Source organism: Streptomyces pratensis, assembly GCF_037137275.1.
GTDB lineage: Bacteria > Actinomycetota > Actinomycetes > Streptomycetales > Streptomycetaceae > Streptomyces > Streptomyces pratensis_B.
This window is the reverse complement of the sequence record NZ_JBBBEN010000100.1, coordinates 113679-127765: the sequence shown is the minus strand read 5'-3', so window position 1 is coordinate 127765 and position 14087 is coordinate 113679. Positions and strand designations below refer to the sequence as shown.

Genomic DNA, 14087 nt, shown 5'->3' with positions numbered 1-14087 from the left:
CGGGTCATCCTTGAGACGGACGCCGACAGATCCGTATCGGTGCGGACGACCCGCCCTTGGCCGCCGCCTACCGTGGAAGCGTGACCGAGACCCAGACGAAGAACAGAAGCCCGGAGTTCCGGGCGGCCGCAGGAGCGATGGACGGCCTGCGGGAGGACCTCTGCCGTCATGTGTTCGCCTACCGCCCGCTGCCGCCGCTGTCCCCGGAAGGCCGGGTGATGCGGCTGCTGCCCGAGGGAGTGCGCCGGTACGCCGTCTGGACCCCGCACGCCCTGGTGCTGTTCGCCGCCTTCATCGTGCTGATGGCCGGGTTCGCCACCTGGCACTACCGCTTCCTGATGGGCGTGGTGCCGGCGATTCCGGTCGCGATGACCCTCATCAGGCCGATCGCCGCGTTCTGGGGCTCGCTGCTGGCGACCGTCTTCTGCGCGATCCTGAGCGGCGGAGAGCTGCTTGGCCCCAGCGCCTTCGTCGCCCAGATGGTGGTCATGGTGGTCGTGGCCGCCCGGACCCGGCCCCGTACCGCGGTCTGGATGTGGCTGCTGGCTCTGCTGTTCGGGATGCTGCTGGAGGGCGGTGAGACCTCGAACACCGCGTCGCTGGCCACCGTCTCCGCCTTCGCCCTGCTCGTCGTCACCGTGGTCCAGGTCCGGCGCGACGCCGAGCGGGAGGTCACCGTGCAGCGCACCGTCACCGCCGTCGAGCGCGACCGGCGCACGCTGCTGGAGGAGCGCACCACCATCGCCCGGGAGCTGCACGACGTGGTGGCCCACCACATGTCCGTGGTCGCGATCCAGGCGGAGGCGGCCCCCTACCGGGTCGAGAACCCGCCGCCCGAGCTGGAGCAGGCCTTCGTCACCATCCGGGAGAACGCGGTCGCCGCCCTCACCGAACTGCGCCGCGTCCTCGGCGTCGTCCGGGCCGACGACTACGAGGCCCCGGACGCCCCGCAGCCCACCCTGGCCGCCCTCGACGGGCTGCTGGACAACGTCCGGGAGGCGGGCCTGGAGACGGTCAAGACGGTCACCGGAGCCGTCCGCGAGCTGCCCCAGGGCGTGGAGTTGTCGGCGTACCGGATCATCCAGGAGGCCCTGAGCAACACTCTGCGGCACGCGCCGGGCGCCACGGCCCAGGTGGAGATCGGCTACGTGCTCGGCGGGCTCGGGCTGCGCGTCGTCAACGGGCCGCCCACCGGTCTGGTCAAGCCGTCACCGGGGGCCGGGCACGGCATCACCGGGATGCGGGAGCGGGTCGCGATGCTGAACGGGGAGATGACGGCCGGGAGGACCGAGGACGGCGGGTACGAGATCGTCGCCTTCCTCCCCGTGCCGCCGCCGAGCCGCCCGGACGACCCGGATGAAGGCGCCGACACGCTCGTGACCGGCCGGGGCGGCGCCGCGTGAGCGACATCCGCGTCCTGATCGTCGACGACCAGATGATGGTCCGCGAGGGCTTCTCCGTGCTGCTCAACGCGATGCCGCAGATCACCGTCGTGGGGGAGGCCGTCGACGGCCGGCAGGCCGTCGAGCAGGTCGCCGCCCTGCGCCCGGACGTCGTGCTGATGGACATCCGGATGCCGCGGATGAACGGCATCGAGGCGACCCGCGAGATCGTCGCGCAGGACGCCGACGCGAAGGTCCTGGTGCTGACGACGTTCGACCTCGACGAGTACGTCTACCAGGCGCTGCGGGCCGGGGCCTCGGGCTTCCTCCTCAAGGACGCCTCGGCCCGGCAGCTCGCCGACGGGGTGCGGGTGGTGGCCTCCGGCGAGGCGCTGCTCGCCCCGACGGTGACCCGGCGGCTGATCACCGAGTTCTCCAAGCTCGCGGAGGCCCCCCGGCCACCCGCCCTCGCCCGGATCGGGGACCTCACGGAACGCGAGACGGAGGTGCTCGTCCTCATCGCCCAGGGGCTGTCCAACGCGGAGATCGCCTCCCACCTGGTCGTCGCGGAGTCCACGATCAAGACCCACGTCAGCCGCATCCTGGTGAAACTCGGCCTGCGCGACCGGACCCAGGCGGCGGTGTTCGCGTACGAGGCGCGGCTGGTCACACCGGGATAGCGGCCCCCCTTGCGTTGGCGGCGGGTGCGGGTAGCGTCGGGTCATGCACGTGTCCTTCGACCCCTGGTCGCCCGCGTTCGTCGCCGATCCCTACCCCGCCTACGCCGCGCTGCGCGCCACCGGACGGGCGCACTGGTTCGAACCGACCGGGCAGTGGCTGATCCCGCACCACTGCGACGTCTCGGCCCTCCTGCGCGACCGGCGCCTGGGGCGCACGTATCTGCACCGCTTCAGCCACGAGGAGTTCGGCCGGACCCCGCCGCCCGCCGCGCACGAACCCTTCCACACGCTCAACGGGCAGGGCATCCTCGACCTGGAGGCCCCCGACCACACCCGCATCCGGCGGCTGGTCTCCCGGGCGTTCACCCCGCGCACCGTCGAGCGGCTCGCCCCGACGGTGCGGCGGCTGGCGGCGGAGCTGGTCGGCGCGTTCGTCGCCGAGGGCGGCGGCGACCTGCTGAGCGCGGTCGCGGAGCCGCTGCCGGTCGCGGTGATCGCGGAGATGCTGGGCGTTCCCGAGGCGGACCGGGCGCTGCTGCGTCCCTGGTCGGCGGCGATCTGCGGGATGTTCGAGCTGAATCCCTCGAAGGAGACGGCGAAGGCCGCCGTCCAGGCCTCCACCGACTTCTCCGCTTATCTGCGCGCCCTCATCGCCGAGCGGCGCGCGACCCCGGGCGAGGACCTGATCACGGCCCTCATCGCCGCCCACGACGAGGGGGAGCGGCTGAGCGAGCAGGAGATGATCTCGACCTGTGTACTGCTGCTCAACGCGGGCCACGAGGCGACGGTGAACACCACGGTCAACGGCTGGCGCACCCTCTTCCGCCACCCGGAGCAGCTGGCCGCCCTGCGCGCCGACCCCGCGCTGCTGCCGACGGCGATCGAAGAACTCCTGCGCTACGACACCCCGTTGCAGATGTTTGAACGCTGGGTGCTGGACGACGTCGAGATCGACGGAACGGTGATCGAGCGCGGGTCGGAGGTGGCGCTGCTGTTCGGGTCGGCCAACCGGGACCCCGCGCGGTTCGACCGGCCGGACACCCTGGACCTGGCGCGGTCCGACAACCCGCACCTCACCTTCGGCGCGGGCATCCACTACTGCCTGGGCGCTCCCCTGGCCCGCCTCGAACTCCTCGCCTCCTTCGGCGAGCTGCTGCGCGAGGCGCCCGGGATGCGGCCGGTGACGGAGCCCGAGTGGCAGCCGGGGTATGTGATCCGGGGGCTGAAGGAGCTGCGCGTCGAGCTGTGAGGCGCCCGGCGGCTCAGCAGGGGTCTCCGCAGTCCATCGTCGGGGGCCCGGCCAGCACGTCGAAGCCGAAGCCGAAGGCGGCGAGCGCGGCGAGCGCCGCCACCAGCCCGAGCGCGGCCCGCCACCTGCGCCGGATCAGGGCGAAGACGGCCAGGAACACGGCGATCCCGCCGAGGACCATGACGGGCAGGCCGAGCAGCAGCACGTCCGGGTTCATCTCCCCCTCGAAGCCGCCGAAGAGGCCGCTCACGCCGTACGGGGTCCAGACCGCGATGCCCGTGAGGGCCCCCAGCCCGGCAGTCAGGCAGCCCGCGGTTCCGATGACGGCTTCTCTGCGGGCGCTCGTGGTCTCCTCTGCATCCATGTCCTGAAGGACGCGGCGGACGCGCCGGCCGGTTCCCCGCACCGGGGGCGCCGGCCGCCGCGCCGCGGGTCATGACAGCAGGTCACGGCGGCGCAGCGCCGCCAGACCCGCCGCCGTGAGGGCCGCTGCCCCTGCGCTCATGAGGAGGACGGGCGGCCAGGACATGGCGTCGCCCGGCAGCTTGGGGAGATGGCTGAAGGGCGAGAGGTTCAGCACGGCCCGGGGCAGGTCCAGAGCCGGGCCGATCCAGCCGAGCGCGAGGCTGATCCCGGCCGGCGCCCAGGCCGCGGCGGCGAGTCTCGGGGCCGCCCCGTACAGCAGGACCGTGAGCCCGCCCAGCACCCATACGGCGGGGAGCTGGACCAGGGTCCCGCAGAGGGTCTCCGCCGGGCGCTGTCCGTGGCCCACGGCGAGCCCCAGGCCCCCCGCGGCCAGGACGAGCGCCGATCCGCCGAACGCGACGGCCAGGTGGCCGCCCGCCCAGGCGGTCCGGGTCACCCCGCCGGCGAGGACCGGCTCGGCCCGGCCCGTCGTCTCCTCGCCGTGCGGCCGGAGCGCGGAGGAGACGACGTACAGCGCGGCCACCATGCCCAGCATCCCGGCCATCGCGGCCAGGAAGGCGTCGGTGATCGCGGCGTCGCCGCCCATCCGCCGGAAGATCTCCTGGGTCTGCGCGTTGTCCCCGATCAGGTCGGCGGCCCCGTCCGCCAGGGAGCCGAAGACGGTCCCGACCGCGGCGAAGGAGAGCGTCCAGCCGATCAGCGCGCCGCGTTGCAGCCGCAGGGCCAGCCCGGCCGCCGAGGAGATCCGCCCCGAGGAGGGCCCGGGGCGGCTCGGCAGGAAGCTCATGCCCACGTCGCGGCGGGCGGCCAGGGTGTAGGCGAGGGCCGCCTGCGCCAGGGCCGCGGCCGCGAGGAGCAGCAGCACCCACCACCGCTCGGCGGCGTACGCGCGCACGTTCTCCGCCCAGCCGACGGGGGAGAGCCAGGTCAGCGGGGACGAGGCGTCGTCGGTGGCCGCGTCGCCCGCCGCCTTCAGGACGTACGCCGCGCCCAGCGCCGCCGCCGTCAGCCCCCTGGCCAGCCGGGTGTTCTCCGTCAGCTGCGCGGCGACGGCGGCCGTGCAGGCGAATAGCACACCGGTCCCGGCGACCGCCAGGGCCAGTGCCACCGCCCCCGGGCCCCCGGCGCCGGCGCCCGCCAGCCCGGCGGCGATGAGCACGGCGAGCGCCGCGTTGGCGACCACCGCCGCCAGCAGCGCGGCGGTCAGCGGGGCGCTGCGGCCCACGACGGCGCAGGAGAGCATCTCCTGACGGCCGGTCTCCTCCTCCTCGCGGGTGTGCCGGACCACGATCAGCAGGCTCATCACGGCGGCCAGCGCCGCCCCGAAGCCGACCATGCGCCAGGCGACGAGTCCGCCGACGCTGTCGTCGAAGACGGGCCCGTACAGCGCCCGGAGCGAACTGTTGCCGGTCATCGACACGGCCAGCTCCGAGCGCTCCGCCGCGGTGGGGTAGAGGGTGGTGAGGGACGAGGCCACGGAGGAGAAGGAGCCGCCGAGCACCGCCACCCACAGGGGCGTCGTCAGCCGGTCCCGGCGCAGCGCCAGGCGCAGCAGCGCCCCGGTCCCCGCGAAGCGGTGGCGGCCGCCCGCGCCGGGGGACGGCGGGGCGGACCCGGCGGGCCCGGTCTTGGCGCCGGCGGTCACCGGGCCCCCTCCGCCTCGTCCGTGGCCGGCCGGCCCGCGGGGCCCTGGGCCGGCCCGTCCGCGTAGTGCCGCAGGAACAGCTCCTCCAGCGTGGGCGGGCTGCTGGTCAGCGAGCGCACCCCGGCGGCGGTGAGCGAGGTCAGGACGGCGTCCAGCAGGTGCGTCTCGACCTGGAGCCGGACCCGCGCGCCCCGGACGTCGAGGTCGTGGACGCCCGGGAGCCGGTCGAGCCCGGCGGGCGGCCCGGCCAGCTCGGCGGTGATGCTCGTGCGCGTCAGGTGGCGCAGTTCGGCCAGCGAGCCCGTCTCCACGGTCCGGCCCTGCCGGATGATGCTGACCCGGTCGCAGAGCGATTCGACCTCGCTGAGGATGTGGCTGGAGAGCAGCACCGTCGTGCCGCGCTGCCTGGCCTCCTCGACACAGCGCTGGAAGACCCCTTCCATGAGCGGGTCGAGTCCGCTGGTCGGCTCGTCCAGGATCAGCAGGTCCACGTCCGCGGCGAACGCGGCGATCAGCGCGACCTTCTGCCGGTTGCCCTTGGAGTAGGTGCGCCCCTTCTTCGTCGGGTCGAGGTCGAACCGCTCGATCAGCTCCGCCCGCCGGGTGCCGTCCAGGCCGCCCCGCAGCCGCCCGTACAGGTCGATGACCTCCCCTCCGGAGAGGTTGCGCCACAGGGCCACGTCCCCGGGGACGTACGCCACCTTGCGGTGCAGTTCCACGGCGTCGTCCCACGGGTCGCCGCCCAGCAGCCGGGCCGTGCCCGCGTCGGCCCGCAACAGGCCCAGCAGCACGCGGATGGCGGTGGACTTCCCGGAGCCGTTGGGCCCGAGGAAGCCGTGCACCTCCCCGGTGTCGACGGCGAGGTCGAGGCCGTCCAGAGCATGGGTGCGCCCGAACGACTTGTGCAGTCCGGTCACGCTGATCGCCTTTGCCATGCCTCCGAACGTACGCTCCTTTCACAGATTTATGAAGTTAAGGAAGTGTATAAAATTGCGCCCATGAGCACCGACGACGCGTCCATGAGCACGGCCAGGCAGCACGGCGGCGGACCGGGCGGTGAGCCTTCCGAGGGCCGGGCCGGGGAACGGGCCGGGGAGCAGCCCGAGGGAGGGGCCGGGGCCAGGGGGCGGGGCGCGCCGGACGCCGAGGCCGTCTCGCGCTTCGTGGAGCGGTTCGCCGCTGACATGACGGAGGCGGGGATGCAGCGCATGGCCTCCCGCGTCTTCGCCGCCCTCCTCGCCGACGACGACGCCGCGATGACCTCGGCGGAGCTGTCCGAGGCCCTCCGGATCAGCCCGGCGGCGGTCTCCGGGGCGGTCGGTTACCTGACCCGGGTCAGCATGGTGAGCCGGGAGCGGGAACCGGGCTCCCGCCGCGACCGCTACCGCCTTCAGAACGAGGTCTGGTACACCGCGTTCGCCGACCGGGACCGGGTTCTGACCCGCTGGGAGGAGACGCTCGGCGAGGGCGTCCGCACGCTCGGCGCGGACACCCCGGCCGGAGCGCGGCTGGCCGAGACCGTCGCGTTCTTCGACTTTCTCCGGAAGGAGATGTCGAGCATGCTGGACCGCTGGAAGACCCACCGCGACACGTTGGACCTGGGGCCGGCGGCCGACCGCGGACGGTGAAGCACCCGGCGGAGCGGCCGGGCCGGGGCGGCCGGGCCGGGGCGAGGCTGGGCGAGGTGAGAAGCCCGCCGCGTGGTGGGCCCGACAGGCGCCGCCCCCCGAGGAAAAGTCTGCCGCGGCGAGCGCCCCCGGGGTGTCGTCCGACCGTCGCCCGGTCCCTCTCCCCTCAGGCTGCGCCCCCCGTCCCGCCGACGCTCGTCGAGGGCGGGAGTATCAGCCCCCACGCGCCCGCGCGCACCGTCCAGGTCCGGGTGCGCACCGGGCCGCCGGTCTGTATGTCCGCCCGGTAGCGGAAGTCCGCGCCGGAGACCGTGACCGCGCCCGCCTCCGCCGTCACGTCCTCGCCCGCGGCGGTGCGGACGACGACGTCGACCAGGCCGCCGTCGCCCTGGGAGGTCACCCGGACGTCCCGCACGGGCGTGTCCAGGTCGCTCAGCAGCACCCCGTCCGCCTCGACGCGCAACCGGTGCGTGCCGGGGTGCGCGGCGGCGGCCCCCGGGGCGGGACGGACCAGCGACGTCATCAGTGAGCGGCAGGTGTCCCAGACGGCCGTGACGCCCGAGTACTGCGCGCCGGGCCCGGACGGCGGGGTCGGCGCGGGGATGCGCAGGCGGCCCAGGACGACGCCGTCGCTGTCGTCGACCAGGAGGTCCAGACGCCGCACGGCGCCGTCGAGCGCGGTCCGCGCCGCCGCCACCGCGCCCCGGGGCACGCCCAGGGCGTGGGCCACCTCCAGGGCGTGCGCCGCGCCTACCGGTACCAGCGAGAGGACGCCTTCGGCCAGCTCCCGTTCACGGTGCAGATGGGCCACGGCACGCAGCAGGGCATGGTCGTCGCCGACGATCACCGGCCGGCGTGAGCCCCGGCGGGACAGCGCTCGCGTGAACTCCTCGTGGCTGTCCGGAAGGCAGATCTTGGCCTGCGATCCGGCGCTCAGCACGTCCTTGGCGATGCGGACGGACTCGCCGTCGGTCCGGCGGGCGACCGGGTCGATGACCACCAGAAGCTGGTCGTCGCCGTCGCCGGGGGGCTCTGCAGCCGACACCTCGGTCCTTCCTCGGGTAGCATCTTGGTGCAAGAGCCCCTTGCGCTATTGCGCCAGGGGCTTCGTCTATTCCGGGGCACCCGGTTCGACGGCTCAGGCTGTGTCGTACATCGTCGTGCGGCAGGTACGACCTTTACGTACGCCCCTGACCCTTGGACATGCCCCGCCCGGAAGGGGTGTACGCCTGTGCCCGCACTTGTGCTGCTCGGTGCTCAGTGGGGTGACGAGGGCAAGGGGAAGGCCACCGATCTCCTCGGTGGCTCCGTCGACTATGTGGTGCGTTACCAAGGCGGCAACAACGCCGGTCACACGGTCGTCGTCGGCGACCAGAAGTACGCGCTTCATCTGCTCCCCTCCGGAATCCTGTCGCCGGGCTGTACCCCGGTCATCGGGAACGGTGTCGTGGTCGACCCGGCGGTCCTGCTCTCCGAGCTGAGCGGTCTGAACGAGCGAGGCGTCGACACGTCCAAGCTTCTGATCAGCGGCAACGCTCATTTGATCACTCCGTACAACGTCACGGTCGACAAGGTGACCGAGCGCTTCCTCGGGAAGCGCAAGATCGGCACGACGGGCCGCGGCATCGGCCCGACGTACGCCGACAAGATCAACCGGGTGGGCATCCGCGTCCAGGACCTCTACGACGAGTCGATCCTGGAGCAGAAGGTCGAGGCGGCCCTGGAGCAGAAGAACCAGCTCCTGGCCAAGGTCTTCAACCGGCGGGCGATCGAGGCCGGCAAGGTCGTCGAGGACATGCTCCAGTACGCGGAGCAGATCAAGCCGTACGTCGCCGACACGACCCTGATCCTGAACGATGCCATCGACGAGGGCAAGGTCGTCCTCTTCGAGGGCGGCCAGGGCACCCTGCTCGACGTCGACCACGGCACGTATCCCTTCGTCACCTCGTCGAACCCCACCGCGGGCGGCGCCTGCACCGGCGCCGGCGTCGGCCCGACGAAGATCAGCCGCGTCATCGGCATCCTCAAGGCCTATACGACGCGAGTCGGCGCCGGTCCGTTCCCGACGGAGCTGCACGACGAGGACGGCGAGGCGCTGCGGCGCATCGGCGGCGAGCGCGGTGTCACCACCGGCCGCGACCGCCGCTGCGGCTGGTTCGACGCCCCGATCGCGCGGTATGCGACGCGGGTCAACGGCCTGACCGACTTCTTCCTCACCAAGCTCGACGTGCTCACCGGCTGGGAGCAGATCCCGGTCTGCGTGGCGTACGAGATCGACGGCAAGCGGGTCGAGGAACTCCCGTACAGCCAGACCGACTTCCACCACGCGAAGCCGATCTACGAGAACCTGCCGGGCTGGTCGGAGGACATCACCAAGGCCAAGACCTTCGACGACCTGCCGAAGAACGCGCAGGACTACGTGAAGGCCCTGGAGGAGATGTCGGGCGCACCGATCTCCGCGATCGGCGTCGGCCCCGGCCGGACCGAGACGATCCAGATCAACTCGTTCCTGTAGGGAACGGCCGGGAAGAACCGCGGCGGCGGACGACGGGCGCCACGCGTCGACCGCCGCCGCACACCCCCGTACGCGGGCTGGATGGTGTGACTGATGTGTCCGCAATGAAGGAGCCGGGACGCTGCTGAGATTCCGGGTGGCGAACGTCCGGTCCCCGCGGACGAGCAGGAACTGTCGCTCGTCGCTTCCCAGGGGGGCGAGAGGGAGCAGGCCGCGGCGCGCGAGCTGGCCCTCTCCGACGGCAGCCTGCTCCCGGTCCACACCGTCGTCGGAGTCTTAGGCGCCAACGCCTCCGGCAAGTCCGATGTGATCGCCGCGTTGAAGAACATGAAGCACGCGGTGATGCGCTCCTATGCCGACTGGACTTCCTACGACGGCATCCCCCGGGACGAGTTCGCCCTCGACCCGAAGGCAGCTGCGGAGACTTCGCTGTACGAGGCGGACTTCGTCCCCGGCGACCGGCTCCACGACCGCACCCGGCTGGCGCGTACGACGAGGCAGGATGCCCCCCTTCTGACCCGCGCGGCCAACGACGGACACGAACAGCTCACACCGATCTTCGACTGGTTCAGGAACAACCTCTGGGACGTCACACCCGAGACCGAGCGCACACAGCGCGAGGACTACACGGCCGTGAACTTGCTCAGGAACGAGGACTTCCGGCCACGGGCCGAGGAACTGCTCCGCGTCGCAGACCTGGGCATTGCCGAGGTGGAGGTCGAGCAGACTTCGTCCGGGCGCCCTGTGGTGCGGTTGGTTCACGCAGGCGGAGGAGAGCACACGGCGCTGGACTGGTCCGCGGAGTCGTGGGGCACTCGCTCCTGGTTCGCGTTGATCGGCCCGCTCCTGCTCGCCCTCGACAGCGGTGCGGTCCTGTCGTATCTGGCGGGCTCCTTCGGCGCGGTGCCGAATGTCTCCGAAGGGCAGATCGGGCGGCGGCTGGTACGGACGGACGACATGGCGGACATGGAGGCGGGAGAGGTCTGATGGCGAGGCCAAGGGGAGGGGACAGCATTTCCCGCCGGAAGAGTGGCATGAAAGGCCGCGCGAGCCGCGCCCGCCAGGTGTACATCTTCACCGAGGGCGAGGTCACCGAGCCCGAGTACATCGACATCATCGTGAGGAACGGCACGCAGGCCACGCCACGCCGGGCCGGGGCGTCGATCACCACTTCGAGAACGAGAACGCCGTAGGCAAGCACCGTAAGCCGTACGCCATGGTCAAGGACGCCGTACGCACCCTGCGCAAGGTCGAGCGGCAGGCCCGGGACGCGGGGCTGGCCCCCGAGGACTACCACCAGCAGCTTCGGCGGAGTCTGCGGCGACGCCAACAGCCGGCTCCGCTCCCGCCCCGGTTTCGCGGCGACGTACGGCCGAGAGGTCCGTACGGTCTCCGAGCAGCAGTCGAAGCACATGCGTGAGGAGCAGGTGCTGAGCAAGGACGGGCAGCGGTACAAGGACGCCAAGAAGTACGCACAGGCGATGAACAAGCGCGTCGAATCGGCCGATCCCGAGAAGTGGGACCCGTACACCGACGTCTGGAGTTTCGTCGAGGACGGACTGCTCCTCAGCGGTTGTTAGGCGGCGTCGATCGGCCTCACGCCGTCGGCGTCCGGCTCCTCCGGCGAGGGGGAGGGGGCGAGTGCGTCGGGGTGCCGAGCGCGTCCGCATGCTGGGCGGGCCGAAGATTTTACCTTCGGCGCCCGCCTCCGTTCGCGGTCGGCCCGGACGGGCTTCTTCCGGTATCAGGGCTGTTGGGGGCGGTGCGGTCCGACTGGCCCCGGTCGGCGGCGGGCCGGGCCCGGGAGGGCGTCGTATGACTCGGGATGGTCTAGACCTTGACAGGTTCAGACCATCGTCGGTTGAGTGTCGGTCACCCCCACGGCGGCGTGCGGCCGGACGTCGCGCCGCGTCTAAGGAGTGATCACGTGATCCGACGTGCCTTGAGTTTCCTCGTCGCGCTCGCCGCGCTCGTCGCCACGCTCGTCGTTCTCCCCGCCGCCACCGCGCAGGCGGCCACCTGTGCCACGGCCTGGAGCTCCTCGGCCGTCTACACGAACGGCGGCGTGGTCTCGTACAACGGCCGCAACTACACCGCCAAGTGGTGGACGCAGAACGAGCGTCCGGGCACCTCGCAGGTCTGGGCCGACCAGGGCGCCTGCGGCACGGGCGGCGGTGAGGAGCCGGGCGACAACGACGGCTTCGTCGTCAGCGAGGCCCAGTTCAACCAGATGTTCCCGAACCGGAACTCCTTCTACACCTACCAGGGCCTGACCGCCGCGCTGAGCGCCTACCCGGCCTTCGCCAACACCGGCAGCGACGAGCTGAAGAAGCGGGAGGCCGCGGCCTTCCTCGCCAACGTCAGCCACGAGACCGGCGGGCTGTACTACATCAAGGAAGTCAACGAGGCGAACTACCCGCACTACTGCGACACCACCCAGTCCTACGGCTGCCCGGCCGGTCAGGCCGCCTACTACGGGCGCGGTCCCATCCAGCTGAGCTGGAACTTCAACTACAAGGCCGCCGGCGACGCCCTGGGCATCAACCTGCTGGCCAACCCCTACCTGGTGGAGCAGAACGCGTCCGTGGCCTGGAAGACCGGCCTCTGGTACTGGAACACGCAGAACGGTCCCGGCACGATGACGGCCCACAACGCCATCGTGAACGGCGCCGGCTTCGGTGAGACGATCCGCTCGATCAACGGCGCACTGGAGTGCAACGGCGGCAACCCGGCGCAGGTCCAGAGCCGAATCAACAAGTTCACCGCCTTCACCCAGATCCTCGGCACCACGCCCGGCTCGAACCTGAGCTGCTGACCCCCGGCTCCTGAGGGCCTGCTCCGAGGTGAGACCCCACCCGTACGGGGGGTGTGACCGGCTCACGCCGGGCGCACCCCCCGCTTCGGCGTCGTGGGCACCGCCGGGAACAGGGGCGCAGACCCGCCGTGCGACCGCGCCTCCGGTACGGGGGAGGCCACCAGCGCGCCCCACGCCCCGGCGCGCCCCACGTCCCCGGTACGAGGCCAGTCCTGCTTCGTCCCGGGCCCCGGTCCGGCCCCGTGGGCTCAGGTCAACTGCGGCTTCACCGACATGAGCAGGTGCCGATGGGTCTCCCCGCCCGTGCCGGCCACGCTGTCCGGGCCCGCCACGCCACCCCTGCCCGCCACACCGCCCGTGCCGGCCGGGGTGTTGGTGGCGTCGCCGTCCTCCGCGTCGGCCGCGGGGCCCGTGTCGTCCGTGATCATCGCGCGCTGGCCCGCCCCCAGCAGCAGGAGCCGGAGCGAGGGCCCCGCGAAGGAGGCCAGGGCGTCCGTCAGATACGCCGGGTTGAAGGCCACCACCGTCTCCTCGGCGCCCTCCAGGGCCGCCGGTATCCGCTGGGAGGCCACATCGTCCTCATAACCCGCCTGGAGCAGGACGGAGGCGTCGGCGCGGGAGAACGTCATCTGCACCGGGCTGTCCCCGTCGGCGACGACGGCGACCCGTCGGACGGCCTCCACCAGCCGGGCCCGGTCCACCACCGCGACGGCCGGGTCCCTCATCGCGAACAGCTTGTCGTGGCGCGGCAGCCGGCCCTCCAGCAGCCGCACGGTGGTCCGCGTCCCGGCGTGCTCGAAGCCGGCGGAACCGGTGTCCAGAGCGACGCTCACCTCTCCGGACCGGGCCAGCGAGCGGGCGATCTCGGTGAGCCGGCGCGCGGAGACGATGACGTCGGCCGGCCCGCCGGGGGCCGTCGGCCGCCACGGGATCGTCCGCACGGCGAAGCGGTACCGGTCGGTCGCGGCGAGCGTCATCGTGTCGCCGTCGAGCTCCAGCCGGATTCCGGTGAGCACGGGCAGCGTGTCGTCGCGCCCGGCGGCCACGGCGACGTCGGTGACGGCCGCCGCGAACCGCCGCGCGTCCACCGCCCCTCGTATCGGCGGGAGCGGGGGCGGTGCGGGATAGTCGTCCAGGGGCAGCACGGAGAGCCCGAACCGGGCCCCGTCACCCGACACCGTGAACCGTGGGCCCTCGACGGCGCATTCCACCGGCCCTTCGGGCAGCACCTTGCAGATGTCCAGCAGCCGGCGCCCCATGACGAGCACCTTCCCGGGCCGGGGGACGTCGGCGTCCACGTCGATGCGCGCGGACGCCTCGTAGTCCAGCCCGGAGATGCGCAGCCGGCCGCCCTCGGCCTCCAGCAGCAGGCCGCCCAGCAACGGGACCGGCGATCTGACGGGCAGGACGCGGGCGGCCCAGGCCACGGCGTCGGCCAGAGCACTGCGCTCGATGCGGAACTCCACGGCGGGGACCTCTCCTCGAAAGCCGGTGCCGGTTCCACCGGCTTCGACCGAGCCTAGGAGGCGCCACTGACAACCGGCCCCGACCACCGCCCCGCACACCCGCGGGGGCGTGGAGGGGACGCGGCGACAGCGACCACCCCCGTGAGCCGCTGCCGCCCCGTCCCCCGCGCTCCGGCGCCGCCCCCCGTCGTCCCCCGGAAGACCTCGGCGCCCCCGTCGTCCCCGACGTGCCGGAACAGTTGGGACCTTAGATCGACGGGTGGGGGGTCGGGGAGATTCAA

General features: G+C 72.5%; 14 protein-coding genes. 9 read left to right on the top strand and 5 right to left on the bottom strand.

Going from position 1 to position 14087, the window contains the following annotated elements; genetic code table 11:
* Window positions 1-80 precede the first annotated feature (80 nt).
* The 3 genes from V9U70_RS26015 to V9U70_RS26005 are packed head-to-tail and all read left to right on the top strand — an operon-like array spanning window position 81 to window position 3311.
* Window positions 81-1403 carry a sensor histidine kinase gene (locus tag V9U70_RS26015; RefSeq protein WP_336679088.1) on the top strand — a complete coding sequence of 441 codons (1323 nt, stop codon included), beginning with the start codon at window positions 81-83 and terminating at the stop codon, window positions 1401-1403.
* Window positions 1400-2062: a response regulator transcription factor gene (locus V9U70_RS26010; RefSeq protein WP_336679086.1), complete on the top strand. Its 663-nt coding sequence runs from the start codon at window positions 1400-1402 to the stop codon at window positions 2060-2062. Before V9U70_RS26015 ends, V9U70_RS26010 begins: the two co-directional genes overlap by 4 nt.
* A gap of 43 nt (window positions 2063-2105) precedes the next feature.
* On the top strand, window positions 2106-3311 hold the full coding sequence (locus V9U70_RS26005) for a cytochrome P450 (RefSeq protein ID WP_336679084.1): 1206 nt from the start codon (window positions 2106-2108) through the stop codon (window positions 3309-3311).
* A 13-nt stretch (window positions 3312-3324) separates the two neighbouring features.
* Here V9U70_RS26005 and V9U70_RS26000 read toward each other — a convergent pair whose 3' ends face one another.
* The 3 genes from V9U70_RS26000 to V9U70_RS25990 all read right to left on the bottom strand — a co-directional run bounded on the left by V9U70_RS26000 (window position 3325) and on the right by V9U70_RS25990 (window position 6317).
* Window positions 3325-3675, bottom strand: a complete 351-nt coding sequence (locus V9U70_RS26000) for a hypothetical protein (RefSeq protein WP_336679083.1) — start codon at window positions 3673-3675, stop codon at window positions 3325-3327.
* Window positions 3676-3744: 69 nt separating this feature from the next.
* Window positions 3745-5382: an ABC transporter permease gene (locus V9U70_RS25995; protein ID WP_336679081.1), complete on the bottom strand. Its 1638-nt coding sequence runs from the start codon at window positions 5380-5382 to the stop codon at window positions 3745-3747.
* Window positions 5379-6317 (bottom strand): ABC transporter ATP-binding protein, encoded by a 939-nt coding sequence (locus V9U70_RS25990; protein WP_336679079.1) that lies wholly within the window; start codon window positions 6315-6317, stop codon window positions 5379-5381. Before V9U70_RS25990 ends, V9U70_RS25995 begins: the two co-directional genes overlap by 4 nt.
* Before the next feature lie 84 nt (window positions 6318-6401).
* Between V9U70_RS25990 and V9U70_RS25985 the strand changes: the two genes are divergently transcribed.
* On the top strand, window positions 6402-7010 hold the full coding sequence (locus V9U70_RS25985; RefSeq protein WP_419724038.1) for a GbsR/MarR family transcriptional regulator: 609 nt from the start codon (window positions 6402-6404) through the stop codon (window positions 7008-7010).
* 166 nt (window positions 7011-7176) lie between these two features.
* On the opposite strand, the gene V9U70_RS25980 is transcribed toward V9U70_RS25985, so the two are convergent.
* Window positions 7177-8055, bottom strand: a complete 879-nt coding sequence (locus V9U70_RS25980; protein WP_336679078.1) for a diacylglycerol kinase family protein — start codon at window positions 8053-8055, stop codon at window positions 7177-7179.
* A gap of 186 nt (window positions 8056-8241) precedes the next feature.
* Between V9U70_RS25980 and V9U70_RS25975 the strand changes: the two genes are divergently transcribed.
* The 5 genes from V9U70_RS25975 (at window position 8242) to V9U70_RS25955 (ending at window position 12340) form a co-directional block, all read left to right on the top strand.
* Window positions 8242-9525: an adenylosuccinate synthase gene (locus tag V9U70_RS25975; protein ID WP_336679077.1), complete on the top strand. Its 1284-nt coding sequence runs from the start codon at window positions 8242-8244 to the stop codon at window positions 9523-9525.
* A gap of 318 nt (window positions 9526-9843) precedes the next feature.
* On the top strand, window positions 9844-10512 hold the full coding sequence (locus tag V9U70_RS25970) for a hypothetical protein (RefSeq protein ID WP_336679076.1): 669 nt from the start codon (window positions 9844-9846) through the stop codon (window positions 10510-10512).
* Window positions 10513-10559: 47 nt separating this feature from the next.
* Window positions 10560-10718 (top strand): hypothetical protein, encoded by a 159-nt coding sequence (locus V9U70_RS25965; protein WP_336679074.1) that lies wholly within the window; start codon window positions 10560-10562, stop codon window positions 10716-10718.
* 219 nt (window positions 10719-10937) lie between these two features.
* Window positions 10938-11105: a hypothetical protein gene (locus V9U70_RS25960; protein WP_336679073.1), complete on the top strand. Its 168-nt coding sequence runs from the start codon at window positions 10938-10940 to the stop codon at window positions 11103-11105.
* Between the two features lie 347 nt (window positions 11106-11452).
* Window positions 11453-12340: a glycoside hydrolase family 19 protein gene (locus V9U70_RS25955; protein ID WP_336679072.1), complete on the top strand. Its 888-nt coding sequence runs from the start codon at window positions 11453-11455 to the stop codon at window positions 12338-12340.
* A gap of 248 nt (window positions 12341-12588) precedes the next feature.
* On the opposite strand, the gene dnaN is transcribed toward V9U70_RS25955, so the two are convergent.
* Window positions 12589-13806, bottom strand: coding sequence for a DNA polymerase III subunit beta (gene dnaN, locus V9U70_RS25950; protein WP_336679070.1), 1218 nt, complete (start codon window positions 13804-13806; stop codon window positions 12589-12591).
* Window positions 13807-14087 lie beyond the last annotated feature (281 nt).

Bases quoted from the DNA above. Each gene is read 5' to 3' on its own strand.
- V9U70_RS25965 (WP_336679074.1), top strand. From the start codon at position 10,560: ATGAAAGGCCGCGCGAGCCGCGCCCGCCAGGTGTACATCTTCACCGAG.
- V9U70_RS26005 (WP_336679084.1), top strand. From the start codon at position 2,106: ATGCACGTGTCCTTCGACCCCTGGTCGCCCGCGTTCGTCGCCGATCCC.
- V9U70_RS25990 (WP_336679079.1), bottom strand. From the start codon at position 6,317: ATGGCAAAGGCGATCAGCGTGACCGGACTGCACAAGTCGTTCGGGCGC.
- V9U70_RS25960 (WP_336679073.1), top strand. From the start codon at position 10,938: ATGCGTGAGGAGCAGGTGCTGAGCAAGGACGGGCAGCGGTACAAGGAC.
- V9U70_RS25985 (WP_419724038.1), top strand. From the start codon at position 6,402: ATGAGCACGGCCAGGCAGCACGGCGGCGGACCGGGCGGTGAGCCTTCC.
- V9U70_RS26000 (WP_336679083.1), bottom strand. From the start codon at position 3,675: ATGGATGCAGAGGAGACCACGAGCGCCCGCAGAGAAGCCGTCATCGGA.